This is a genomic window from Bacillus sp. 05T21, assembly GCF_056396785.1.
Window position 1 is genome coordinate 70,064 of the sequence record NZ_JBFTMD010000009.1, and the last position, 23,119, is coordinate 93,182.

24 protein-coding genes and 1 pseudogene are annotated in these 23,119 nt (G+C 36.6%); 21 read left to right on the forward strand and 4 right to left on the reverse strand.

Going from position 1 to position 23,119, the window contains the following annotated elements; translation table 11 throughout:
- Positions 1 to 73: 73 nt before the first annotated feature.
- A complete protein-coding gene (locus tag AC1DKZ_RS17465; protein WP_476996740.1) occupies positions 74 to 1,258 on the forward strand; it encodes an MFS transporter in 1,185 nt (394 codons plus the stop codon).
- Positions 1,259 to 1,337: 79 nt separating this feature from the next.
- Positions 1,338 to 1,511, forward strand: coding sequence for a hypothetical protein (locus AC1DKZ_RS17470; protein ID WP_002034605.1), 174 nt, complete (start codon positions 1,338 to 1,340; stop codon positions 1,509 to 1,511).
- A gap of 180 nt (positions 1,512 to 1,691) precedes the next feature.
- Here the strand turns inward: AC1DKZ_RS17470 and AC1DKZ_RS17475 are convergent, their stop codons facing one another.
- The gene (locus tag AC1DKZ_RS17475; protein WP_002143655.1) at positions 1,692 to 2,450 is read right to left on the reverse strand and encodes a TrmB family transcriptional regulator; all 759 of its coding nucleotides are present in this window, start codon (positions 2,448 to 2,450) and stop codon (positions 1,692 to 1,694) included.
- Positions 2,451 to 2,658: 208 nt separating this feature from the next.
- Between AC1DKZ_RS17475 and AC1DKZ_RS17480 the strand changes: the two are divergent.
- The 4 genes and pseudogenes from AC1DKZ_RS17480 to AC1DKZ_RS17495 all read left to right on the forward strand — a co-directional run bounded on the left by AC1DKZ_RS17480 (position 2,659) and on the right by AC1DKZ_RS17495 (position 6,561).
- Positions 2,659 to 4,659 (forward strand): annotated as a pseudogene (locus AC1DKZ_RS17480) (methyl-accepting chemotaxis protein).
- Between the two features lie 77 nt (positions 4,660 to 4,736).
- Positions 4,737 to 5,039, forward strand: a complete 303-nt coding sequence (locus tag AC1DKZ_RS17485) for an MTH1187 family thiamine-binding protein (RefSeq protein WP_002089423.1) — start codon at positions 4,737 to 4,739, stop codon at positions 5,037 to 5,039.
- A gap of 48 nt (positions 5,040 to 5,087) precedes the next feature.
- Entirely contained in the window at positions 5,088 to 5,333 is a 246-nt protein-coding gene (locus AC1DKZ_RS17490; protein ID WP_001290599.1) for a YusU family protein, read from the forward strand.
- A 310-nt stretch (positions 5,334 to 5,643) separates the two neighbouring features.
- On the forward strand, positions 5,644 to 6,561 hold the full coding sequence (locus AC1DKZ_RS17495; protein ID WP_002015957.1) for a proline dehydrogenase family protein: 918 nt from the start codon (positions 5,644 to 5,646) through the stop codon (positions 6,559 to 6,561).
- Between the two features lie 22 nt (positions 6,562 to 6,583).
- On the opposite strand, the gene AC1DKZ_RS17500 is transcribed toward AC1DKZ_RS17495, so the two are convergent.
- Positions 6,584 to 7,423, reverse strand: coding sequence for a D-alanyl-D-alanine carboxypeptidase family protein (locus tag AC1DKZ_RS17500; protein WP_033713142.1), 840 nt, complete (start codon positions 7,421 to 7,423; stop codon positions 6,584 to 6,586).
- Between the two features lie 97 nt (positions 7,424 to 7,520).
- Complete coding sequence (locus tag AC1DKZ_RS17505; protein ID WP_080448040.1) at positions 7,521 to 7,667, reverse strand: YuzL family protein; 147 nt, start codon at positions 7,665 to 7,667, stop codon at positions 7,521 to 7,523.
- Positions 7,668 to 7,904: 237 nt separating this feature from the next.
- Between AC1DKZ_RS17505 and AC1DKZ_RS17510 the strand changes: the two genes are divergently transcribed.
- From AC1DKZ_RS17510 to AC1DKZ_RS17550, 9 genes are all read left to right on the forward strand, one after another.
- Positions 7,905 to 10,286 (forward strand): 3-hydroxyacyl-CoA dehydrogenase/enoyl-CoA hydratase family protein, encoded by a 2,382-nt coding sequence (locus AC1DKZ_RS17510; protein WP_404441936.1) that lies wholly within the window; start codon positions 7,905 to 7,907, stop codon positions 10,284 to 10,286.
- A gap of 21 nt (positions 10,287 to 10,307) precedes the next feature.
- Positions 10,308 to 11,480: an acetyl-CoA C-acetyltransferase gene (locus tag AC1DKZ_RS17515; protein WP_001206343.1), complete on the forward strand. Its 1,173-nt coding sequence runs from the start codon at positions 10,308 to 10,310 to the stop codon at positions 11,478 to 11,480.
- A 385-nt stretch (positions 11,481 to 11,865) separates the two neighbouring features.
- Positions 11,866 to 13,650: an acyl-CoA dehydrogenase family protein gene (locus tag AC1DKZ_RS17520; RefSeq protein WP_170972678.1), complete on the forward strand. Its 1,785-nt coding sequence runs from the start codon at positions 11,866 to 11,868 to the stop codon at positions 13,648 to 13,650.
- Positions 13,651 to 13,766: 116 nt separating this feature from the next.
- Positions 13,767 to 14,489: an MBL fold metallo-hydrolase gene (locus AC1DKZ_RS17525; RefSeq protein ID WP_476996741.1), complete on the forward strand. Its 723-nt coding sequence runs from the start codon at positions 13,767 to 13,769 to the stop codon at positions 14,487 to 14,489.
- Positions 14,490 to 14,888: 399 nt separating this feature from the next.
- Positions 14,889 to 15,602, forward strand: coding sequence for a lysostaphin resistance A-like protein (locus AC1DKZ_RS17530; RefSeq protein WP_476996742.1), 714 nt, complete (start codon positions 14,889 to 14,891; stop codon positions 15,600 to 15,602).
- 143 nt (positions 15,603 to 15,745) lie between these two features.
- Positions 15,746 to 15,931, forward strand: coding sequence for a hypothetical protein (locus tag AC1DKZ_RS17535; RefSeq protein WP_002089398.1), 186 nt, complete (start codon positions 15,746 to 15,748; stop codon positions 15,929 to 15,931).
- Positions 15,932 to 15,944: 13 nt separating this feature from the next.
- Entirely contained in the window at positions 15,945 to 16,193 is a 249-nt protein-coding gene (locus AC1DKZ_RS17540; protein ID WP_002015950.1) for a spore coat protein, read from the forward strand.
- 246 nt (positions 16,194 to 16,439) lie between these two features.
- On the forward strand, positions 16,440 to 17,390 hold the full coding sequence (locus AC1DKZ_RS17545) for an L-lactate dehydrogenase (RefSeq protein WP_002139268.1): 951 nt from the start codon (positions 16,440 to 16,442) through the stop codon (positions 17,388 to 17,390).
- A 22-nt stretch (positions 17,391 to 17,412) separates the two neighbouring features.
- Positions 17,413 to 18,426, forward strand: a complete 1,014-nt coding sequence (locus tag AC1DKZ_RS17550) for a PTS sugar transporter subunit IIC (RefSeq protein ID WP_476996743.1) — start codon at positions 17,413 to 17,415, stop codon at positions 18,424 to 18,426.
- A 53-nt stretch (positions 18,427 to 18,479) separates the two neighbouring features.
- Here the strand turns inward: AC1DKZ_RS17550 and AC1DKZ_RS17555 are convergent, their stop codons facing one another.
- Positions 18,480 to 19,127 carry a phosphatase PAP2 family protein gene (locus AC1DKZ_RS17555; RefSeq protein WP_002129758.1) on the reverse strand — a complete coding sequence of 216 codons (648 nt, stop codon included), beginning with the start codon at positions 19,125 to 19,127 and terminating at the stop codon, positions 18,480 to 18,482.
- A gap of 144 nt (positions 19,128 to 19,271) precedes the next feature.
- Here AC1DKZ_RS17555 and AC1DKZ_RS17560 point away from each other — a divergent pair, with 144 nt between their 5' ends.
- From AC1DKZ_RS17560 to AC1DKZ_RS17585, 6 genes are all read left to right on the forward strand, one after another.
- Positions 19,272 to 19,799 carry a hypothetical protein gene (locus AC1DKZ_RS17560; RefSeq protein ID WP_002191092.1) on the forward strand — a complete coding sequence of 176 codons (528 nt, stop codon included), beginning with the start codon at positions 19,272 to 19,274 and terminating at the stop codon, positions 19,797 to 19,799.
- Between the two features lie 653 nt (positions 19,800 to 20,452).
- The gene (locus tag AC1DKZ_RS17565) at positions 20,453 to 20,818 is read left to right on the forward strand and encodes an arsenate reductase family protein (RefSeq protein WP_002129756.1); all 366 of its coding nucleotides are present in this window, start codon (positions 20,453 to 20,455) and stop codon (positions 20,816 to 20,818) included.
- A gap of 41 nt (positions 20,819 to 20,859) precedes the next feature.
- A complete protein-coding gene (gene gcvH, locus AC1DKZ_RS17570) occupies positions 20,860 to 21,243 on the forward strand; it encodes a glycine cleavage system protein GcvH (protein ID WP_000026895.1) in 384 nt (127 codons plus the stop codon).
- Positions 21,244 to 21,862: 619 nt separating this feature from the next.
- Entirely contained in the window at positions 21,863 to 22,207 is a 345-nt protein-coding gene (locus AC1DKZ_RS17575) for a toprim domain-containing protein (RefSeq protein WP_000640865.1), read from the forward strand.
- A gap of 3 nt (positions 22,208 to 22,210) precedes the next feature.
- Positions 22,211 to 22,519 carry a thioredoxin family protein gene (locus AC1DKZ_RS17580; RefSeq protein ID WP_002015940.1) on the forward strand — a complete coding sequence of 103 codons (309 nt, stop codon included), beginning with the start codon at positions 22,211 to 22,213 and terminating at the stop codon, positions 22,517 to 22,519.
- Positions 22,520 to 22,671: 152 nt separating this feature from the next.
- Positions 22,672 to 23,016: a hypothetical protein gene (locus tag AC1DKZ_RS17585; protein ID WP_002015939.1), complete on the forward strand. Its 345-nt coding sequence runs from the start codon at positions 22,672 to 22,674 to the stop codon at positions 23,014 to 23,016.
- Positions 23,017 to 23,119 lie beyond the last annotated feature (103 nt).

A 23,119-nucleotide genomic window follows, 5' to 3' on the forward strand; every position in this document is an offset into this window, starting at 1 on the left:
GCTGTAAAAAAATTTGTACTTGCGTCCACTTTCTCTTTTAGTTACTATAATGGTAGTAACCAAAAGAGAAAGTGTGGGGAAAGGCTTGAATTTTCGTGTATATATTTTAGCTATTGCGGCTTTCGTAGTCGGAACGGTTGAGCTAATTATAGGAGGAACGCTTGATTTAGTTGCTAATGATTTAGGTGTGTCGATTAGTGCAGCTGGTCAGCTTATTACAATATTTTCAGTAGTATTCGCTCTATCAGGGCCGGTTTTATTAGCATTAACAGGCAAGTTTGAAAGAAAGAAATTGTATGTTGTGGCATTATCAATTTTCTTAATTGGAAATATCATTTCGGCATTTAGTGTGAATTACGAGATGTTAATGTTCTCGAGAGTAATTTGTGCAGCGAGTGGTTCGCTTATTATTGCACTATCGGTAACACTTGCTTCTAGTGTAGTAGAGCCGCATTTTCGTGCGCGTGCAATTGGAATCATTTTCATGGGTATTAGTGGATCACTCGTACTTGGAGTACCACTAGGTCTTGTGCTCGGAAATGCATATGGATGGCGTGCACCATTTGTATTAATTTCGGTATTAACAGTTATAGCAATCGCTTGTATTTCATTATTTTTAACGAAAGTACCACCGACATCAGTACTATCGATAAGAGAACAAATTGCTACGTTAAAGGATAAAAAAATTGTAAGCGCACAGTTAACATCATTTTTATTTTTAACAGGTCATTTAACGCTATACGCATATTTAACACCTTTTTTAAAAGATGTCATGCATGTTGAAGCAAATTGGATTAGTGTGTTTTACTTCATTTTCGGAATTGCGGCGGTACTTGGAGGCGGCCTTGGCGGCTGGCTTGCTGATAAATGGGGATCGAAGAAAAGTATTATTTCCATCATTATCGTATTTGTATGTGCAATCTTTATGTTGCCGATGATGACATTCTCATTCCCGCTTTTCATTATTATGATGGGGCTTTGGAGTATGCTGAGCTGGGCTATTTCACCAGCACAGCAAAATTATTTAATTGAAATTGCACCAGAATCAGCTGGTATTCAGCAAGGTTTAAATAACTCTGCACTTCATTTAGGAATTGCACTTGGCTCAACAGTGGGCGGAGTTGTTATTGAGAAATCATCTGTTATATATAACGCTTGGGTAGGCGGCGTTTTCATTATATTGGCACTGCTTTGTGCGATTTTCTCTATTACGAGAGGACGTTCGAATCAGCTTACGAAAGAAGAATCTATCGTTTGATAGGTTCTTTTTTTTGTGTAAAAAAATGCAGGGGTTAGTAGAGAAATGGAGAAGGGAATATATAGCGAGGTGATAGTATATGGAGTCTAATTTTTCAATTATTGGTTTTCTAATTTCTTTAGTCCCATTATTTCTTATTATTTTTGTATTTAGATGGATTCGTTTCATCTATCAAAATTCTGAGAAACAAGTAGAGCAAAATGAGAAGATTATTGAGCTTTTGATGGAGATAAAGGAGCAAAAAAAATCGTAAAATGAACGTTCTGTATTTACAAATCAAAACCATCCGAAAAACCAACTACATAAAATTAAATTAGCGAAAGCGTAAAAAAGAGCTGTACCAAATGAGTATGTAAAACTCCGCTTGGTACAGCTTTTTTTGTATGAAAAATTATATTATCTATTCAAATGGTAGAATCGATTTTTGGATTTGTTAATACCTCAACTTCATCAACAATTCCTTAATTTCCTCATCCTGCATAAAGAGATCATGGTGCTTCTCTGTAATCTTCGCAAGTGCAACGTCATGATAGAAGAACTCCGTAAAGAACTTCACGAAAGGTTGTGACATTGTTTTCATCGCTTGCCATGATTCTTGCTCTACACCAGCAAATAAAATTTCACTATCGTCAACGATGAGTAGTAAATAACGCTCTAATGCGTTAGGTTCTTGAGCTGGGATTAAAAAATGCATGTTTTCTAAGTCAGTTTCCACTTTTCCAACTATGAGGGACTCGACTTGGACGCCTTGTTTTGCTTTTTGTTCTAGTAAAGGAAGATATTCTAAAAGGGTATCGTTCCATGCGGAGATGCGTATGGATTCTTTCGCATCTTCTACAAGTTGCCTACTTTGTACTTTAATAGAAGACTGCATTTTTAAACTCCAAACGCGGTCATCTGTAAATGATTTTTTAGAAATATTATTTTCAAGTTCTTTAATATTAGATTGGAATTCTGTCGTTAACTTTTCAATTGCTAGCTTGAGTGGTAATGCTGTATACAATTTTTTCTTTTCAGAAACAGAATCCATTACCATCCCTTTATCAATGAGTCGTGCTAACACTTCGTATATTTTTGCTTTTGGAACACCTGAATGTTTAACGATAGTTGTTGCATCTAATGGGTCATTGCTTGATACGACAACTTCATAAGCTTGGCTTTCATATTGTGAGAAACCGAATTTTTGTAGCATAGTTCCCTCCGAACGAATGAGATTATATGTTAAGGATAATGAACTATTTGTTTTTACACAAGTGTTGAGATAACAAGTAAGTTGATTGAAATGAGAATAAATTTCAATTTTTTAAACTATATGGATTGAGCTTTCTGATTTATCTATTATACTTAATATAGTGATTAATACGATTAAATTTTACCGAGAAGGGGATGCTTGAGGGAATATGTTGAGAAGTTTACGTTTAAAAATTGCAGTAGTATTTTCGGTACTTATTTCTATGATGTTCGTAATATTAGGTACAGCTATGTATCAATTACAGAAAGAAAAGGAAGTGCGTTCCTTAGACCAGTATTCTCAAAATACGATGGACCTTGTGACAGAGCAACTTACGACATTTGTTCAAAGAACTGATGAAGATATGGGGTATTAAGCGAACAGTGAGATGATTCGTAATATGATTCAAGATGGGGTTACTCCAGAAGAGGAAGCGTTTTTAACGAAAGAGTTTGCAGAGTATAAAAAGAATCATCCCGGTATTTTAGATTTATATATTGGTACGAAAGATAAAAAAACATTAAGTGCCAATCTTGCTGAAGGTGGGCAAGTGCCAGAAGGATATGATCCAACGACAAGAACGTGGTATAAAGATTCAGAGGCTGATGTGAAAAGGGTTCATTGGGGACAACCTTCTTATGAAATTGCGACAGGAAAGTTAAGTGTAGGGGTTTCTAAAGCAATTACAGCTCAAGATGGATCTGTATTAGGCGTTGTTGCGATGGATGTATCGCTCGGAACAATTCAGAAATTGCTTCACAATATTCAATACAATAATGACGGAGAAATGTTTATTATAAATGATAAAAATATGGCTCTTGTTTATCCAGAAAAAGTAGGGAAAGATGTTTCTAAAGAGCCACTTATGAAGAGTTTAAATAAAGAGGTAACAAAATATGCTGTCACTACATTAAAAGGTGAAGATGTAGTTGTTTATAGTCAGTCATTTGATGCGATGAAATGGAAGATAGGAATCTTTTATCCGAAACAAACGATTGATGGATTGTTAAGTAGTACGAGAAATACAGTTATTATAATGGCGTGTATTAGTTTATTAGTTGGAATAGTAGCATCATATTTATTCTCAAGAAGATTAGCAAGACCATTACAACTATTAACAAATCACGTTCAAAAAGTAGCGGAAGGTGATTTAACACTACAAATGAAGGTGACAAGTAAAGATGAGGTTGGTATGCTTACGACCCACTTTAATGATATGGTTGAGCAAATGAATGAAATGGTAAGTAAAATTAAAAATAGTGTATCGACAGTACAGAAATCGACTCACAATCTGCATTATTTAACGAATGAAACTGTAGCAGCTAGTAGAGAAGTTTCAGCTGCAATGGATGATGTGAGCGGAGGCGCGTCTACTCTTGCTAATAGTGTAGATGAAGTTTCAGAACAGCTCGAGAATATGGCGCAGTCAGTGGAACAAATGAATAACTCCGTTGGTGAAATAAAAGGAGTGGCTGGCAAAGCTGAAGAGGCATCTAAGCAAGGATTAAATACGATGCGTAATTTAGTTCGTACAAGAGAACAATCATCTTCTATCGTTGTTCATACGGAAGAAGCGTCCGGTAAGTTAGAGCAAAGGGTTGGATCGATTCAAAATGTGGTAGAACTTATAAAAGGTCTTTCGGATCAAACGAATTTACTGGCTTTAAACGCTTCAATTGAAGCAGCACGTGCAGGTGAGCAAGGTAAGGGCTTTGCTGTTGTTGCTGAAGAGGTTCGGAAATTAGCTGAACAATCAAAAGAGGCAACGGGTGAGATTACAATAATGATTAGCGATGTGCAGTTAGAAGTAAAACGAGTTGTAGAAGTTGTAAGTAAATTGAAAGACATTGCGGATATACAAAATAAAGTTACGACAGAGGCGGAGACAGAATTCCGCACAATTATGTCAGTTGTAAATACTATTAGTACCTCAGTTGAAAAAATTGTAGAAGAGGTAAATAACATAGGTCACGAGCAAGAAGAAATTACAGAAGTTATGCAAACAATTGCTAGCACGAGTCAAGAGAGTGCAGCTGTTTCTGAAGAGGTAAATGCAGCAACTGAGTCACAAGTGAATCATTTAGAAAAAGTAGCTCATACGATGGAAAGTTTGACAGAGAATATGCAGGACTTAGAAAGATTGGTTGAGCAGTTTAAAGTAGAAGAGTAACGTATTAGTAAAATGATGAGAATTTCGGTAAAATAGACAATGGATATATAAGAAGCAGTAATAGGAGGAAGATTATTATGGCAATTGTTGATGTATCGATTATTCCAGTAGGAACAGGTAATCCAAGTGTTAGTGAATATGTAGCAGAAGTACAAAAGGTACTAGAGAAAAATGCTGATCGCGTGAAGTATCAATTAACACCGATGAATACAGTAATTGAAGGAGATCTTCCTGTCATTTTAGAAGTCATTCAACAAATGCATGAAGTTCCATACACGAAAGGTGCACAGCGCGTTGCGACAACAATTCGTATCGATGATCGCCGTGATAAAGTAAGTACGATGGAGAAGAAATTAAACTCTGTTCAATCAAAATTATAAGAAAAAGCAGCGATCTTCGCTGCTTTTTTCATATAGGAGGAAAATAAGATGAGTGAAAAGTTTAATGAGCAGTTTGATGGCTTGCTAGAGAAATACACGGAACTATTACTTGGAGAGAGCAACGAAGAGCGAAAAGAGCAGGTACAGAAATGGGCACTTTATTCTTATATGGCTAAGACGATGCCAGCTTTAGTGAAACATTGGAATGAGACGTATCCAGATGCAAAAGAAGAGATGGTACAGTTAATTACGAATATTAAAAAGCTGAATGATGAGAAGCGAAATGAGAAGTAAGAAGGCTTGAGATAATGTTACCTCAAGTTTTTGTTATTAATATCCTTATATAATTTACATGAAATATAAATGGTTTTGTGAGCATGTCGAATATTTTCGGCATGCTCATTTTTTCCCTAGTAAACCCGTTTTTTCTGAATGTCGAAAAATAGTTTCTTCATATTTACAAACGAGAATATAGAGTTTTAAATGTTTTGATAGTATTTTATAAATTATCTAAATAATTATTTGTATCAAATAATTTTAAACAATGATATAATTTCGAAGAGGGGTAAAAAACAGATAAATTATAGTCGTAGGGGTGAATTACATGGAACAATTAATGCGAAATTCGTTTCTTTTCTTATCTAAAAATAAAGCGCTAACAAAACTGGCTAAAAAGTACGGTTTACGCTTTGGTGCAGGTCGCTTCGTCGCAGGGGAAACGATTGAATTAGCGACAGCTGCAATTAAAGCATTAAATAAGCAAGGTCTTTGTGTAACAATCGATTATTTAGGTGAATTCGTTGATAACGAAGCGGAAGCAAATGAAATGGCTAGCGAATCGATTGAAGCGATTCGTGCAATTGGAAGAGAAGGTCTTAATTCGCAGCTTTCTTTAAAAATGACTTCTATGGGATTAGATATTTCTGACGAAATCGTAATGAACAATATGCGCCGTATTTTAGAAGCTGCAAAAGAAAATGGTGTGTTTATTACAATTGATATGGAAGACTATACGCGCTGCGGAAAAACAATTGATATCTTTAAACAATTAAAATCTGAATACGATAATATTGGTACTGTTATTCAAGCTTATTTATATCGTACAGAAAAAGATATTGAAGATTTAAACGCTTATAATCCTAATTTACGTCTTGTAAAAGGGGCCTATAAAGAACCTGAAGAAGTAGCGTTCCCGGAAAAGAAAGATGTAGATGACAATTATAAAAAAATTATTAAAATGCACTTATTAAATGGAAATTACACTGCAATTGCTTCGCATGACGAAGCGATTATTGAATATACGAAAAAACTTGCGGAAGAACATAACATTCCAAGGGATCAATTTGAATTCCAAATGTTATTTGGTATTCGTACAGAGCGTCAACTTGAGCTAGTAAAAGAAGGTTACAAAATGCGCGTTTACGTGCCTTATGGAAACGACTGGTATGGCTATTTCATGCGCCGTCTAGCAGAACGTCCAGCAAACGTTGCGTTCGTATTAAAAGGTATGATCAAAAAATAACCAAGGAGAAAATACTCCTTGGTTATTTTAATTGCTGAAATGCGTAGTGTGCCATTTTCTTCGTATCAGGATATAGCTGCGTACGAGTAGAAGATAACACGACGTTAATGACGCGTTTACCGTCTTTTTCATCAACTGTTACGACTGTGTATTTTCCGAGAGCTGATAAACCGCTTTTACTTCCAATCGCATATGGATCGTCATATAGTTCTTCTCGTCCATAGTTTGCGATTTTTGGAGATCGCTCTGAAGTATGTAGTGTTGTATGTATTGAATTCATATATTCTAAAACGATCGGATACTTCAAGGCTTCTTTCGTAATAATAGCAATGTCATATGGTGATACTTTATTTCCAAGTGCATCAGCACCGCTTGCGTTTTTGAAAGTCGCATGTTTTGTCCCAAGTTCCTTCGCTCTAGCGTTCATCATTTTCACAAACTCATTTTTTGATCCTGCGATATGTTCTGCAATTGACTCAGCGATTGGGTCTGCACTAATAATAAGCATAAGTTTTAATGCCTCATCACGTTTTAATTTTTCACCCGCGCGAAGCTTAATCTTCTTACTTTGACTTTCCGTTTTAATCGCATTCTCTGTAACCGTAATTTCTTCATCTTCTTTCACATTTTCTAGTAAGAGTAAGGTAGTCATCATTTTCCCTATACTAGCCGGATAAGAGCGTTCATCTTCCCGTTTTCCATACAAAATTTCACCTGTGTCTGCATCGATTGTAATCCCGTATTGCCCAGTAATGTTAGGCTGATCTGCTCTTACAACTTGTTGCCTTTGTGCATAAGAGAAGAAAATCATCCCTGTAAATAGTGTGGCAATCATTACAATCATGATTATTGTTCGTTTCATCGTCGTTCCCTCTTTTGTTTTCCATATGTACAAATAAATTGGGCAGAAAAAGCAGCCATTAATCATTATGCCACGTTCTCTGCCCAAAAATATAGCGTTATTTTTCGCCCATATTATGCTTCTTATATTGTTGGTTATTACTTTGACGCCCTTTTTCAACACCTTGATTATGCGGGCCTGCATTTCCAGTTACGCTTGCTGCGCTAATTCCAGCTTTTGAAGGGTTCTTCTTAAGTTTTGCCATATATATTCCTCCAGTTTCGTCAGATTATAAAAAGGAAAAGTGCATTTTAATGAAGAAAATACACATGTATAGCATAGCCAAATGAAAGAAATATATTTATTTCAGAAAATTTTATCAATAAATATATTGCGAAAATTCAAACTGTATCATATATTTATTAGTAGAGGCTCACTCATTGATTGCGACTTATGTCGAAAAATTGAATGAGCATTCATTCAAGAATAGGGGGAGAAATGGATGTTCCAAATTAAAAAGGCTGCTGTTCTAGGTTCAGGCGTAATGGGTTCAGGGATTGCGGCACACTTAGCTAATATTGGTATTCCGACATTATTGCTTGATATTGTACCACCTGCGCTTACGAAAGAAGAAGAGGCGAAGGGACTTACATTAGAACATAAAAGTGTGAGAAATCGTTTTAGTAATACGGCTGTGCAAAAACTATTAAAGCAAAAACCAGCTCCTCTGACAGTGAAAGGAAATTTAGCACTGATTGAAGCAGGTAACTTAGAAGATGATCTTGAGCGTCTAGCTGATGTAGATTGGATTATTGAAGTAGTAGTTGAAAACTTAGATATAAAGAAGAAACTATTTGAAAAAGTAGATGCTGTTCGTAAACCAGGCTCAATTGTGAGCTCAAATACATCAGGCATTTCCGTTGAAAAAATGGCAGAGGGTCGTTCAGACGACTTCCAGAAACACTTCTTAGGAACACACTTTTTTAACCCACCACGATATTTAAAACTTCTAGAGGTAATACCGACGAAAGAAACTGATCCACAAGTATTAAGCTTCATGAAACTATTTGGCGAAGACGTTCTTGGAAAAGGCGTTGTTATCGCAAAAGACACACCAAACTTTATTGGAAACCGCATCGGTACGTATGGATTGCTTGTAACGCTTCAAGAAATGATTAAGCGTGGCTATAGCATTGGAGAAGTTGACTCTGTAACAGGTCCATTAATTGGTCGTCCGAAGAGCGCAACGTTCCGTACATTAGATGTTGTTGGTTTAGATACATTTGTACACGTTGCAAATAACGTATATGAAAATGTACAAGAAGAAGAGCGCGACGTATTTAAAGTACCTGCTTTTATGCATGACATGCTTGATAAAAAATGGCTTGGAAGCAAAACAGGTCAAGGCTTCTTCTTAAAACAAGGAAAAGAAATTTTAGAATTAAACCCTGAAACGATGGAATACGAAGCGCGCAAAAAATTAAAAGCTGCATCCGTAGAGTTAAGTAAACAAGAAAAAGGATTAGCGAATAAATTGAAAGCGCTTGTATACGCGAAAGACCGTGCAGGAGAGTTGTTATGGAACATCATTACACCAACTCTTTTATACTCTGCAAAACTTCATAAAGAAATTGCTGATGATATCGTTGCAATTGACCAAGCGATGAAATGGGGCTTCGGATGGGAGCAAGGACCATTCGAAATTTGGGATGCAATCGGCGTTGAAAAGTCTGTTCAAAAGATGGAAGAAAACGGCGCAGTTGTTCCTACTTGGGTGAAAGAAATGGTAGAGAAAGGTTTCACTACTTTCTATAAACATGATAACGGCGATAGCTACTATTACGACAATGGTGAATATAAGCTAATCGAACGTAACAAAAAAGCAATTTCTCTTAAGCAGTTAAAAGAGAAAAACGGTGTGTTAAAGAAAAATAGCGGAGCGAGCTTAATTGATTTAGGCGATGGTATCCTTTGCTTAGAATTCCATTCGAAGAGCAATGCAATCGGTATGGATATTACGCAAATGATTAACTACGCTGTTGATGAAGTAGAGAAAAATTATAAAGGTCTCGTTATCGGAAACCAATCGAAGAACTTCTGCGTTGGTGCGAACCTTGCAATGATCTTAATGGAAGCACAAGACGACAACTACTTTGAAATTGAGTGGGTTGTGAAAAACTTCCAAGATGCAATGACGAAAATTAAGTACTCTTCTAAGCCAGTTGTAGCGGCGCCATATGGTATGACGCTTGGCGGCGGTACAGAAGTTTGCTTACCAGCTGCGAGCATTCAAGCTTCTAGTGAGACTTATATGGGCTTAGTAGAAGTAGGAGTTGGCTTAATCCCTGGCGGAGGCGGTAACAAAGAGTTATACATTAAACACTTAAACAAAATGGCAAACGGTGTAGAATTCGACTTACAAAAAGTTGCGAATAAAGTATTCGAATCTGTAGCGATGGCGAAAGTTTCTACATCAGCACAAGAAGCTGTATCGAACAACTTCTTAGGCGATAAAGACGGTATTAGTGTGAATGGTGATCACTTACTATATGATGCGAAACAAAAAGCACTTTCTTTATATGAAGCAGGTTATAAAGCACCTATCCGCAAAAAGATACCAGTTGTTGGTGAGACAGGATATGCAGCGCTTGTACTTGGTGCAGAGGCAATGCATTTATCAGGTTACATTTCTGAACATGATCTGCACATTGCGAAGAAACTGGCATATGTCATTGCGGGCGGAAAAGTGCCGTACGGAACAGAAGTTGATGAGCAGTATTTATTAGATGTAGAACGTGAAGCATTTATTAGCTTAGTAAGTGAGATGAAATCACAAGCAAGAATGCAGCACATGCTTGTAAAAGGAAAACCATTACGTAACTAATAACGAGGGGAGATATCGTTCATGAGAGAAGCTGTCATTGTTGCGGGAGCAAGAACACCAATTGGAAAAGCAAAGAGGGGTTCATTAAAAACAGTTCGTCCTGACGATCTAGGGGCGTTAGTAGTAAAAGAAACGTTAAAGCGTGCGAATTATGAAGGACCAATTGATGATTTAATTTTCGGTTGTGCGATGCCAGAAGCAGAGCAAGGTTTAAATATGGCTCGTAATATCGGTGGGCTAGCAGGACTTTCTTACGATGTTCCAGCTATTACAATTAACCGTTACTGTTCTTCAGGTTTACAAAGTATCGCTTACGGAGCAGAGCGTATTATGCTTGGTCACTCTGAAGCTGTATTATCAGGCGGAGCGGAATCAATGAGTTTAGTTCCAATGATGGGGCACGTTGTTCGTCCGAATAGTCGCCTTGTAGAAGCAGCACCAGAATATTATATGGGTATGGGGCATACAGCAGAGCAAGTTGCTGTGAAATATGGAATTTCTCGTGAAGAACAAGATGCATTTGCTGTAAGAAGTCATCAACGTGCTGCGAAAGCATTAGCTGCAGGGAACTTTGCTGATGAAACAGTATCTGTAGATGTAACATTACGTACTGTTGGATCAAACAACAAACTGCAAGAAGAAACAATCATTTTCGCACAAGACGAAGGTGTAAGAGCAGAGACGACGCTAGACATTTTAGGTAAATTACGTCCAGCATTTAACGTTCGCGGTTCTGTAACGGCTGGTAACTCTTCACAAATGAGTGACGGTGCAGCATCTGTACTATTAATGGATCGTGAAAAAGCAGTGAGCGATGGCATGAAGCCACTTGCAAAATTCCGTTCATTCGCAGTAGCTGGAGTACCACCAGAAGTAATGGGAATCGGCCCAATTGCTGCAATTCCGAAAGCGTTAAAATTAGCTGGTTTAGAGCTATCTGATATCGGTCTATTTGAACTAAATGAAGCATTCGCTTCTCAATCTATCCAAGTTATTCGTGAACTTGGTCTAGATGAAGAAAAAGTAAACGTAAACGGCGGTGCAATCGCACTTGGACATCCACTTGGCTGTACAGGAGCAAAACTAACACTATCTCTTATTCACGAAATGAAACGTCGCAACCAACAATTCGGTATCGTAACAATGTGTATCGGTGGCGGAATGGGAGCAGCGGGAGTATTTGAATTACTATAAAAAAAGTGCAGGTGGCTTGCTCAGAACAGGAGGGCGTTGGAAGCCCTGACGAAGAGGCGCTGTTTGCCTCACAGGAAGGGGTGAAACGACCGACTGTTCTAGCCACCGGAACTGGATTATAAAAAAAGTGGAAGCGGCTCGCTCAGAATGTGAGGGGGATGGAGCTTCAGACGTAGAGGCGCTTTTTGCCTCATAGGAAGAAGTGAAGCCATCGAACATTCTAGCCGCTGGAACTGGATTATATAAAAAAAGTGGAAGCGGCTCGCTCAGAATGTGCGGGCGCTAAAGCAAAGAATGGAAGCAACAAAGGTTTATAAAAAAATGAGAGCCAGCTTCTTTCAAAATGAGAGAAGCGGCTTATGAAAATATGAAGGAGGAAATTTTTATGGAAAAAACAGTAGGAAATGCGGTTAAAGGCGGTAGCTTTTTAGTAGAGGAAATTACAATTGATCAAGTGTTTACGCCAGAAGATTTTTCATCTGAGCATAAAATGATTGCAAAAACGACAGAGGACTTTATCGTAAATGAAGTTCTTCCAGAGCTTGAATATTTAGAGCAACACGAATTTGATCGTTCTGTGCGTCTTTTAAAAGAAGCTGGTGAACTTGGTTTACTAGGCGCTGACGTACCAGAAGAGTACGGCGGAATTGGTCTTGATAAAGTAAGCTCAGCGTTAATCGCAGAGAAATTCTCGCGCGCTGGTGGTTTTGCAATCACTCACGGTGCTCACGTTGGTATCGGATCTTTACCAATCGTATTATTCGGTAACGAAGAGCAAAAGAAAAAATATTTACCACTACTTGCAACTGGTGAAAAATTAGCTGCATACGCATTAACTGAGCCAGGTTCAGGATCTGACGCATTAGGTGCAAAAACAACTGCACGTTTAAATGCAGAAGGTACGCATTACGTATTAAATGGTGAAAAACAATGGATTACAAACTCTGCATTTGCTGACGTATTTATCGTATACGCAAAAATAGACGGTGAGCACTTCTCAGCATTTATCGTAGAGAAAGACTACGCTGGTGTATCTACAAGCCCTGAAGAGAAGAAAATGGGTATTAAATGTTCTTCAACTCGTACGTTAATTTTAGAAGATGCGTTAGTACCGAAAGAAAACTTACTTGGTGAAATCGGTAAAGGTCATATTATTGCGTTCAACATTTTAAATATCGGTCGTTATAAATTAGGTGTTGGTACAGTTGGATCTGCGAAACGTGCAGTAGAAATTTCAGCACAATATGCAAATCAACGTCAACAATTCAAACAACCAATCGCTCGCTTCCCATTAATTCAAGAGAAACTTGCGAATATGGCAGCGAAAACATATGCAGCTGAAAGCTCTGTATATCGTACAGTAGGTTTATTCGAAAGCCGCATGAGCACATTATCTGAAGAAGAAGTAAAGGACGGTAAAGCAGTAGCAGCTTCTATCGCTGAATATGCAATCGAGTGCTCTTTAAATAAAGTATTCGGTTCTGAAGTACTAGATTATACAGTAGATGAAGGTGTTCAAATTCATGGTGGTTACGGATTTATGGCAGAGTACGAGATTGAAAGAATGTACCGCGATTCTCGTATTAACCGTATTTTCGAAGGAACGAACGAAATTAACCGCCTAATCGTACCAGGTACGTTCTTACGTAAAGCGATGAAAGGTGAATTACCACTTCTTCAAAAAGCACAAAAATTACAAGAAGAGTTAATGATGATGATGCCAGAAGAAGTAGGCGATGAGCCATTAGCACTTCAAAAATATTTAGTAACTAACGCGAAGAAAATCGGCTTAATGGTAGCTGGATTAGCTGCTCAAAAATACGGTAAAGCATTAGATAAAGAGCAAGAAATTCTTGTGAATATCGCTGACATCGTAAGCAATCTTTACGCAATGGAATCAGCTCTTCTTCGTACAGAAAAAGCAATTAAAACAACTGGTCTTGAAAAGAATAAACAAAAAGTGTTATACACTGAAGTATTCTGCCAAGAAGCATTCAACGAAATCGAAGCAGATGCGAAAGAAACACTTATCGCAGTTGAAAACGGCGACATGCTGCGCATGATGTTATCATCATTACGTAAATTAACTCGCCACACACCACTTAACGTAATTCCGAAGAAACGTGAAATCGCTGCAAAAATTTTAGAAGATGAGCGTTACACAGTTTAATAGAACAGCGGGAACCAGTAGCCTTGTGGCTGCTGGTTTTTTTATCTATGGATTCTTGAGAAGGGCTGTTTTACATATGTATTTGTAAACGGATTTTTTTAATGGAGGTAAAGGAGATGAAGGTAATAAAAGTAGGAACAGTTCATCAAATCGCATTTTTACCACGTTTATTTCCGATTAACTGTTATTTTGTTGAAGAAGAAACAGGATTAAATTTAATTGATGCAGCTTTACCATTTTGTGCAATGAAGATTTTAGAATCGGCTCGAAAAATAGGGAAACCGATTACGAATATTGTTATTACACATGCGCATGATGACCATATAGGAGCACTTGATGCGATAAAACACGAGCTGCCGGATGTTACGGTTTATATTTCTAAAAGAGATGCTCATTTACTTGAAGGAGATATGGCACTGCAAAATGGAGAACGAAACACACCGATAAAAGTGGGTGTGTCCAAAAAGATAAAGACGATTCCAGATATTCTTCTTCAAGAGGGTGATCAAATTGGTTCTCTTTTAGCGATTGAGACTCCAGGTCATACACCAGGTTCAATGGCGTTTTTAGATACGAGGAACGATGCACTAATTGTTGGAGATGCGTTTCAAACTAAAGGAGGAGTGGCGGTCGCAGGACAAATAAAGTGGCTCTTTCCGTTTCCTGTGTTTGGGACTTGGGATGCAGAAACTGCCTTGGCAAGCGCTCAAAAATTGCTGGAATATAAACCATCTATATTGGCGACAGGGCACGGAAAGATGATTAAAGATCCTTTGCTACGCATGAAACTAGCGATTGAAGAAGCAGAAAGGAATTTAACTAGAAAGAGCCTCAAATAATTTTGAGGCTCTTTTTGCTAGATGATATTATCTTGCAGGTTTGAAAAATGTGTATATGGCTAAGGAAAAGCAAACGAAAATAAATGCGATAGGGTCTTGATAGGGATTAGGTTCAGGGCCCTTCTGGATTTCTGTAAGGAAGTCATGTGTTTTCATGTTCATTTCTCCTTCAATTAGTAAGTTTTATATGATGCGAGGGTTATGGTGGATAGATAAGAAATTTTTGGAATTTCATCTAATAATTATTCTATAGTAATCTAATTCAAAAAACTATATAATACAAAGCTTTCATGATATGTAAAATTGCATATTATTCTTTTTGAAAAAAATTGTTATATTATCTATATATTTACATTAAAGGTTTTTCGTTAAGGGAATGAAAACAAATGGAGGAATAGTATGAGAAAAACAGTGTTAGACGCGTATAATGCAGAAAGAAAAGTAGATAACATAACATATAAAAATCTAGTTGTAACGATTGCAAGCATTCTAGGGTTCTCACTCTTAGGGGGATTATTTCTTGCTTTAGCCCTTGGAATTTTTGGAGAAGAGGTATTACGTGCTAATTTAGAGGGATATTATTTACTTCTATTTGATGCAGCTGTTGTTACTATTGTTTTATTTGCTTATAAACCAGTGCTTCATTTTATTAAGAACATTTGGGATGTATCTGTTTTAAAAAATGGGAAAACCTACTTGTATTTATTAATAGGTTTTATCATCATTGCATTAACTCAGTATGTAATGTTAGAGTTGTTTAGCTTTGAAAGTGCAGAGCAGCAACGAGATCAATTAGGGAGCTTAGGACTTCAAAATAGTCTACAAAGTATTATATATGTGTTAAGTGTTGCTATAATTACACCAATTAAAGAAGAAATTTTATATAGAGGTATTTTGTATCGATTTTTTGAAAAGAAATATAGTTTTCTAGTTGGTACTATTATTTCTTCCTTCATCTTTGGGATTCTTCATGGTGGTTTTCCGATTACGGCAATGATTATGGGGATTGTATTTGCTATGTTATATAAGAAAACACAATCTATTGTACCTAGCATCATTTTACATATTGTATGGAACCTACTTGTGAGTATAAGTATGATTGTTTCTTTATAAATTTGAATGAATATTTAGCAGAAAAGATGAATGGCCTAGCTATTCATCTTTTATTTTGTTTATATATGGGAAAAGTTAATGAATACAATCCAAAAAGAACCAAATACTAATGATGAATGAACAAAGAAAGGCGGGTATGTTATATGCAAAATTTAACAGAGCTTGAAGTAGAAAACTTACGTCATTTAATTGGTGGACATGCGACGATTATTAACAAATTGGAACAGTATGCACAGGCTTGTACGGACCCACAGCTAAAGCAAATGCTTGAGAAGGATGCACAAGATGCACGAAATACGAAACAACAATTAATGACTTTTCTAGGATAGGAGGAAGAGAGAAATGAATGAAAAAGATATGGTAAATGATTATTTAGCAGGGTTAAATTCAAGTTTAACAAGTTATGCAAATTATATTTCTCAGTCTGATAATGAACAGTTACATCAAACGTTAATTCAAATTCGTAATCAAGATGAGATGCGTCAACGTAATATGTATGAATACGCAAAGCAAAAGAGTTATTACAAACCGGCAGCACCTGCTAATCCAATGATTGTACAGCAATTAAAAAGTCAATTAAGTGCGGAATAGTGTGATGAATGAAACGAGCGAATGGATTCGCTCGTTTTTTTGTTTGGTATATGTCAATAAATACATAAAAAATATTTTTTCAGTTGTAACAAATATGACGAAAATTGAATATAACAATTCACAAAAAGGACAAAAGTTTGTTCAATGTTTCACAAAGTATCCATGGTTTCTATCGTGGGAATCTTTATAATTAGGAGTGTAAAGAACAAAAGAAATAGATTACATGATCGATTAGGAGAGATTGCTATGAATAGAAACACAAGAAAAATTGCAATTATTGGTACTGGATTAGTTGGATCGAGCTGTGCGTATTCAATTGTGAATCAAGGCATATGTGAAGAATTATTATTAATTGATATAAATCATGAACGAGCAGTTGGAGAAGCGATGGATTTATCACATTGCATTAACTTTACAAATACAAGAACAAAAGTATATGCAGGAAGTTATGAAGACTGCAAAGATATGGACATTGTAATTATTACAGCAGGACCAGCGCCAAAACCTGGACAAAGCCGTTTAGACACTTTAGGAGCAAGTGCAAAGATTATGGAAAGCATTGTTGGCGGCGTAATGGAAAGTGGATTTGATGGTATTTTCTTACTCGCATCGAACCCAGTTGATATTATTACATATCAAGTGTGGAAATTATCTGGATTACCTAGAAATCGTGTGATAGGTACTGGTACATCATTAGATTCTTCTCGCTTAAGAACAATTTTATCTGAAATGTTACATGTAGATCCTCGTAGTATTCATGGGTATTCATTAGGAGAACATGGTGATTCTCAAATGGTTGCTTGGTCTCACGTAACTGTTGGTGGAAAATCAATTCTGCAAATTTTAGAGGAACAAAAAGAACGCTTAGGTGAAATAGATTTAGATGAAATCGTTGAGAAGACTGCAAAAGCTGGATGGGAAATTTATAAGCGCAAAGGAACTACTTATTACGGAATCGGAAATTCTTTAGCTTATATTGCTCGCTCAATTTTCAATGATGATCACCGTGTTATCGCTGTTTCAGCCATTTTAGATGGTGAATATGGCGAATACGATATTTGTACAGGAGTACCAGCAATTATTACTAGAGATGGTATAAGAGAAGTGGTAGAACTAAACTTATCAGAAGATGAAGAAAGTCGCTTTGCAAAATCAAACGATGTTTTACGCGATTATATGAAAACAATTGGTTACTAAATTATAGGAGAAGGTGAAACAAATGAAGGAATATATAATGTCTCGTGTGTTTAAAGCTTCAGCCGGAATCGCACAGGGTATTTTCGTATCCCTTGGAATTGGTTTACTGATCGAAAATATAGGAAGAATTGTTGATATCCCATTACTTATTACAATCGGAATTGTTGCAAAATCACTTATGGCACCAGCAATTGGAGCCGGGATTGCCTTTATGCTCGGTGCAAACGGACTCGTAATTTTCTCAGCGATGGTAGCTGGAGCAATTGGAGCTGGTTCAATTTCAATTACTGAAGCTGGTCTCATCATTAAAACAGGTGAACCAATCGGTGCATTATTAACAGCGACTTTAGCAGTTTATATTGGTAAACGATTAAGCGGAAAAACTGCTTTAGATATGATGCTCGTTCCATTTGCAGCAATATTAGGTTCTGGTTTAGTCGGTATTTGGTTAGCTCAAAATATTAGCCCAGTTTTAAATACAGTTGGAGCATTCATTAAAGATAGTTCAGCTGGTAGCCCGTTTATCGCTTCTATCGTGATTGCTGTAGTTTGGGGATTGTTACTTATTTCTCCAGCTTCATCAGCTGCGTTAGCGATAGCGCTTAGCTTAGACGGTGTTGCAGGCGGTGCAGCACTTGCAGGATGTGTTGCTCAATTTATCGGATTCTCTGTTATTTCAGCGAAAGAAAATAACTTAGGCGGCATATTAGCTCAGGCACTTTGTACTCCAAAAGTGCAGTTACCGAACATTACTAAAAATCCAATGATTCTCGTCCCAACTGTCGTCGCCAGTGCAATAGTTGGCCCAGTATCGGCACTAATTTTCCAACTGGAAGCAGGAAAAGAAATTGCAGGTCTTGGATTAAGCTCTCTTATCGCACCAATTAATTTAATTTCCAGCCAAGGGTGGGAAGTTGTCCCAGCGATGGTAATCACTTATATCATCATTCCAGTAGCTGTTTCTTATATACTTTACATTGCTCTTAAAAAGGCAGGTCGTATTCATTCTGGTGATATGACTGTACCACAATCTTAATTTGAAAATCTCCTTAATATAGAGAAAAGCAGACTGAAGCCACAGTCTGCTTTTTACATTTTTTGATTTTGTTTTACTGGAACACGTACGGTTTCTTTTGCTAATAACAACTGAACGCCAAAGTAAAGTACGCTTGCAAGCGTCATTCCAGAAATGGCGTCTACAAATGCATGCTGCTTCGTAAATAATGTTGATAAAATAATAAGCGTACCGAAGAAAGTAAGGATGTAATATTCCAAAGTATGCTGTTCTCTACGCTTAAAGGCAGCTAACATAATTACAAATGTCGTAAGGACATGAATGCTTGGGAAGCAGTTTACTGGATGATCAATACTATAAATATAGCGGACTAGTTCGGAAAATACATCTGTTCCAACGACGGTTGGGCGTGGTACAGTTGTCTGCCAAAAAAAATAAATCGAAAAACAAGCAAGTTTTCCAAGAATTACACTACTTAAAGTGACATAATATTGCTTTCGATCAGCAAAACAGTAATAAATAAGTGCACCGTATAAGTATGGAAACCAAAGTAAGTAAGGAATAATAAATGCTTTCACAAATGGAATCCAATCATCTACTACAGTTGTGACATCTACTGCGTGAACAGTAGATTTATTTAATACATCGTAAAGGGGACTTACGAGTACGAGTAGAAGTATATAACTTAACGGAAGAAGAGATGAAAGTTTAAATTTCTTCATGATAATCTCCTATGTTTTAGTAATGTAAATAAATTCAATTGATTATAATATAGAAAATCCAATTGGGCTATCGATTTTACTTACATTTTCTTGAATTCACCTTACATTTTTGTCACTTGACTTAAAAGAGGGGGAGGGTGCTATATGAAGCGTTCATTTTATTTCTTAGTTTTTATATTGTTATGCCTAGTGAGTACTGGGTGTGCAAAGGATAAAGAAGGAGAGAAATTAGAATACAACGGGAGAGCACTCGTAATTGGAGTTGTTGGTGAAAAGCCGAAAGATACGTTTAGAAATATAAAGTTTGAAAAAGTGAAGTTAGAAGAACTGAAAAAGGAATCTGGAGCAGTAGATGGTTTTCTAATAATGAAAGAGCACTTTCAAGAAGCTTCGAAAGAGCAGTATAAAGATTTATTTTTATCGTTAAAGAAACCAGTGTTTTTTATTGGCTTACAAGATAAATCATATTCGACTTTTATTACAAAAAATATAGAGTATAACAGTGCACCAAAAGATGTAAATGCTATGTATGCGCAAGGTTTTGCAAATATTGGAAGTGGCGAAGGGCAACAATGGGGAGTAGGTTTATCGAATGGTGGAAATACAGAAGAAAGTATTCATAATATGTATATAGTAGTATTTCAAACCATTTCGGACTATTTAAGTCGATGATGAAGGAGCCTGTAAAAGGACTTCTTATTTTTTAAATAAAGTGAAACTTTAATCAGTGGGGGGGTGTCTGTCCATCCCCCCACTGATTATTAGCCCGCACCAATCGGGCTTTTACGGGCAGTTATCTCCCACCTAACTTCCTCGCATTTGCCGAATTTCGAGGTGGGAGTCTTACTGCCCGTTAATGCGGGATAAACGTTTGTTTAAGATATATGTTCGGTATAGAAAATCATGTATTCCAAAGGTGATATAGAAAAACATGAAATTAATCAAACGTTTGTTTAAGAGGTATGTTCGGTATGGAAGAATTCATGTATTCCAAAGGTTGGGGTAGAAAAACATGAAATTAATCAAACGTTTGTTTAAGGTATATGTTCGGTATAAAAGAATCTACGTATTCCGAAGGTTGAGGTAGAAAAATATGAAATTAATCAAACGTTTGTTTAAGATATATGTTCGGCGTGGGATGAGAAAAAAATTTTAAAAAATTATATATTTATTTTTTCTTAATAAATGGCGGAAAAATAAGAAAAATTAGCAGGATTATTAAAAATTATCACGAAATAAGTAAAAGTTTAGCGAATAATCGTTTGAAATAATAAAATGTTTTCTATATGATAAAGGTAAAGGTTAGTAAAAAAGTAGGTGAATTTATGACAGTAACATTTTATTCATATCCAAAATGTGGCACATGTCAAAAAGCAAAGAAATGGTTTGAGGCAAACGATGTAGCATATGAGATGATTCATATTGTTGAAAATCCACCGTCAAAAGAAGATTTACGTAATTTACATGAGAAAAGTGAATTACCATTAAAAAAATTCTTTAATACAAGTGGAATGCGTTACCGCGAACTTGGTTTAAAAGATAAGTTAAAGGATGCAAGCGAAGACGAAATGTATGAGCTTTTAGCATCTGATGGCATGTTGATTAAACGTCCAATTGTAACAGATGGAACGAGTGTAACACTTGGTTTTAACGAAGAGCAGTTTGAAAGTGTGTGGAAAAAGTACCAATAAGGTATTTTTACATAATTAATACATTCACTGGAGGTACAGTCATGAGCATTCCAAATAATTTACGTTACTCTGAAGAACACGAATGGGTAAAAACAGAAGGTAATGCGGTTGTTATCGGTATTACTCATTTTGCGCAAGGTGAGTTAGGCGATATCGTATTCGTTGAACTTCCTGAAGTAGGTGCAACAATCCAAGCTGACGAGCCATTCGGAAGCGTAGAATCTGTTAAAACAGTTTCTGAATTATACGCACCTGTAAGTGGTAAAGTTGTAGCAGTAAACGAAGAATTAAGTGACCAACCAGAACTAGTTAACGAATCTCCATACGAGGGTGCATGGATGGTTAAAGTTGAACTTTCTGATGCAAGCCAAGTTGAGAAGTTATTAACTGCAGAAAAATATGCAGAAATGACAAACCAAGACTAATTATAGTCGAAGAAAAAGGACAGCCTTTGTGCTGTCCTTTTTTATGTTGTGTACATAATGAATTTAAAAACATATATATTAATTATTATGTAGGAGAACGTTTTTGAAAAACTTTTTTCATGGAGGCTTCATGCTGAGCGAGCGGCTTGCGCTTTTCGTTGTGATCCAGCTCCAGCGGCTAGAACAGTCGGTCATTTCACTCCTTTACTTGAGGCAAAGAGCGCCTCTAGTTCAGGAGTTCCAATGCCCTCTTGTTCTGAGCGAGCGGCTTGCGCTTTTCATTGTCTAGTTCCACCTCCTAGCCCTTCATGTCTAAGAACCTTCCGTACGAGAAGACAAAAAAGCGTCTTCTGTACGAAAGAACCTTAGCCAACAGGGCTAAACAGTCGGTTCCGCTTTTCTTTATTGTCCAGCTCCAGCGGCTAGATTGTTCGGTGGCTTCGCTTCTTCCTACAAGGCAAAAAGCGCCTTTACGTCAGAAGCTCCATCCCCCTCACAATCTGAGCAAGCCGCTTGCGCTTTTCTTTTGCAAAAATAAACAGGAAACAACATGAAAATAACGAATATACTATATACTAAGTTAAAGGTTGTATAGTATATGGTGATCGGGTGATGACATATGATTTATGTGGAAAAAGTCATTATTGTAGAAGGTAAATCGGATAGAAGAAAGATTGAATCTATTATTCGTGAACCAGTGGAAATTGTTTGTACAAATGGTACAATTGGTTTGTCGAAAATGGATGAGCTCATTGATCAATTTTTTGATAAGGACGTATATGTGCTAGTGGATGCTGATGATGCAGGAGAAAAGTTAAGGAAACAATTCCGAAAAGAATTTCCGCAAGCAGAGCATATTTATATTGATCGCTCGTATCGCGAGGTGGCGACTGCGCCTTCTTCACATTTAGCAAATGTATTATGGGGAGCAGACATTGACGTTTATACAGAATATTTACGGTAAGGAATGATAGAAGTGATTGATTGGACAGGTGCCGAAGCTACAGCCCTAATAGGAAATGAAGAAAAAACAGTGTTATATGTGTATACACCAATGTGTGGAACATGCCAATTGGCAAAGAAGATGTTAACGGTCGTTGAGATGACGATTGAAGATTTGAAAATTGGAATGTTAGATTTAAATTATGCCCCGCATTTAGCGAAAGAGTATGGGATAGAAAGTGTACCGTGTTTACTTATTTTTGAAAATGGGACACTGATGAAGAAAATATATGCATTTCATTCGGTTGAATATTTATATACGGAATTAAAGTAGGCGGCAAAGTTTTTGCCGCCTCGACATATTTCTTGGGAAATATGTCGACATGCGTGATAGATACAGTATTTGTCGAGCGAAAATAACAGGATTGCCCTTTAATAAGAGGGAATGGTATGTAATAGAAAGTGATATGAGGGATGTGGTTTAGGATGAAATTATATTCTTTGCTTCAATCATTTGTAAATTACGCTAATGGTCAATATCATTTAGAACCGCTTTTAAGGCAAGGAGAAAGAACTGTTAATTTTCGTTTTGGAGATGAATGCTGTTCGTTACAAATTTCAAGAGATTATATAGAACTTTTGAAAGAGGCGAGAGGAACGGAACAAATCGTTTGTTTAGAGGAAGAGGATGTACAAAAATTAGTGACTGGAAATATGAGGTTGCAAAAGTTAATGAGTGATGGACGGGTACAATATTCTGGAACGTATCGAACGATGTTATTAGTTGAATCGATGTTTCATATATGTAAACCGATGTCAGTCGGAGCTTAAAATTCTGAAGTTTCTTTTTTTACGAAAATTTCTGTTGACAGAGCGTGTGGATATTGATACAATTCAATTCATAAAATATAGACAATTTCATAAATTTTAAATC

Excerpts from the sequence above, each read along its gene's own strand:
- AC1DKZ_RS17470 (WP_002034605.1), top strand. The coding sequence starts at position 1,338 with ATGGAGTCTAATTTTTCAATTATTGGTTTTCTAATTTCTTTAGTCCCA.
- AC1DKZ_RS17475 (WP_002143655.1), bottom strand. The coding sequence starts at position 2,450 with ATGCTACAAAAATTCGGTTTCTCACAATATGAAAGCCAAGCTTATGAA.
- AC1DKZ_RS17485 (WP_002089423.1), top strand. The coding sequence starts at position 4,737 with ATGGCAATTGTTGATGTATCGATTATTCCAGTAGGAACAGGTAATCCA.
- AC1DKZ_RS17490 (WP_001290599.1), top strand. The coding sequence starts at position 5,088 with ATGAGTGAAAAGTTTAATGAGCAGTTTGATGGCTTGCTAGAGAAATAC.
- AC1DKZ_RS17495 (WP_002015957.1), top strand. The coding sequence starts at position 5,644 with ATGGAACAATTAATGCGAAATTCGTTTCTTTTCTTATCTAAAAATAAA.
- AC1DKZ_RS17500 (WP_033713142.1), bottom strand. The coding sequence starts at position 7,423 with ATGAAACGAACAATAATCATGATTGTAATGATTGCCACACTATTTACA.
- AC1DKZ_RS17505 (WP_080448040.1), bottom strand. The coding sequence starts at position 7,667 with ATGGCAAAACTTAAGAAGAACCCTTCAAAAGCTGGAATTAGCGCAGCA.
- AC1DKZ_RS17510 (WP_404441936.1), top strand. The coding sequence starts at position 7,905 with ATGTTCCAAATTAAAAAGGCTGCTGTTCTAGGTTCAGGCGTAATGGGT.
- AC1DKZ_RS17515 (WP_001206343.1), top strand. The coding sequence starts at position 10,308 with ATGAGAGAAGCTGTCATTGTTGCGGGAGCAAGAACACCAATTGGAAAA.
- AC1DKZ_RS17520 (WP_170972678.1), top strand. The coding sequence starts at position 11,866 with ATGGAAAAAACAGTAGGAAATGCGGTTAAAGGCGGTAGCTTTTTAGTA.
- AC1DKZ_RS17525 (WP_476996741.1), top strand. The coding sequence starts at position 13,767 with ATGAAGGTAATAAAAGTAGGAACAGTTCATCAAATCGCATTTTTACCA.
- AC1DKZ_RS17530 (WP_476996742.1), top strand. The coding sequence starts at position 14,889 with ATGAGAAAAACAGTGTTAGACGCGTATAATGCAGAAAGAAAAGTAGAT.
- AC1DKZ_RS17535 (WP_002089398.1), top strand. The coding sequence starts at position 15,746 with ATGCAAAATTTAACAGAGCTTGAAGTAGAAAACTTACGTCATTTAATT.
- AC1DKZ_RS17540 (WP_002015950.1), top strand. The coding sequence starts at position 15,945 with ATGAATGAAAAAGATATGGTAAATGATTATTTAGCAGGGTTAAATTCA.
- AC1DKZ_RS17545 (WP_002139268.1), top strand. The coding sequence starts at position 16,440 with ATGAATAGAAACACAAGAAAAATTGCAATTATTGGTACTGGATTAGTT.
- AC1DKZ_RS17550 (WP_476996743.1), top strand. The coding sequence starts at position 17,413 with ATGAAGGAATATATAATGTCTCGTGTGTTTAAAGCTTCAGCCGGAATC.
- AC1DKZ_RS17555 (WP_002129758.1), bottom strand. The coding sequence starts at position 19,127 with ATGAAGAAATTTAAACTTTCATCTCTTCTTCCGTTAAGTTATATACTT.
- AC1DKZ_RS17560 (WP_002191092.1), top strand. The coding sequence starts at position 19,272 with ATGAAGCGTTCATTTTATTTCTTAGTTTTTATATTGTTATGCCTAGTG.
- AC1DKZ_RS17565 (WP_002129756.1), top strand. The coding sequence starts at position 20,453 with ATGACAGTAACATTTTATTCATATCCAAAATGTGGCACATGTCAAAAA.
- gcvH (WP_000026895.1), top strand. The coding sequence starts at position 20,860 with ATGAGCATTCCAAATAATTTACGTTACTCTGAAGAACACGAATGGGTA.
- AC1DKZ_RS17575 (WP_000640865.1), top strand. The coding sequence starts at position 21,863 with ATGATTTATGTGGAAAAAGTCATTATTGTAGAAGGTAAATCGGATAGA.
- AC1DKZ_RS17580 (WP_002015940.1), top strand. The coding sequence starts at position 22,211 with ATGATAGAAGTGATTGATTGGACAGGTGCCGAAGCTACAGCCCTAATA.
- AC1DKZ_RS17585 (WP_002015939.1), top strand. The coding sequence starts at position 22,672 with ATGAAATTATATTCTTTGCTTCAATCATTTGTAAATTACGCTAATGGT.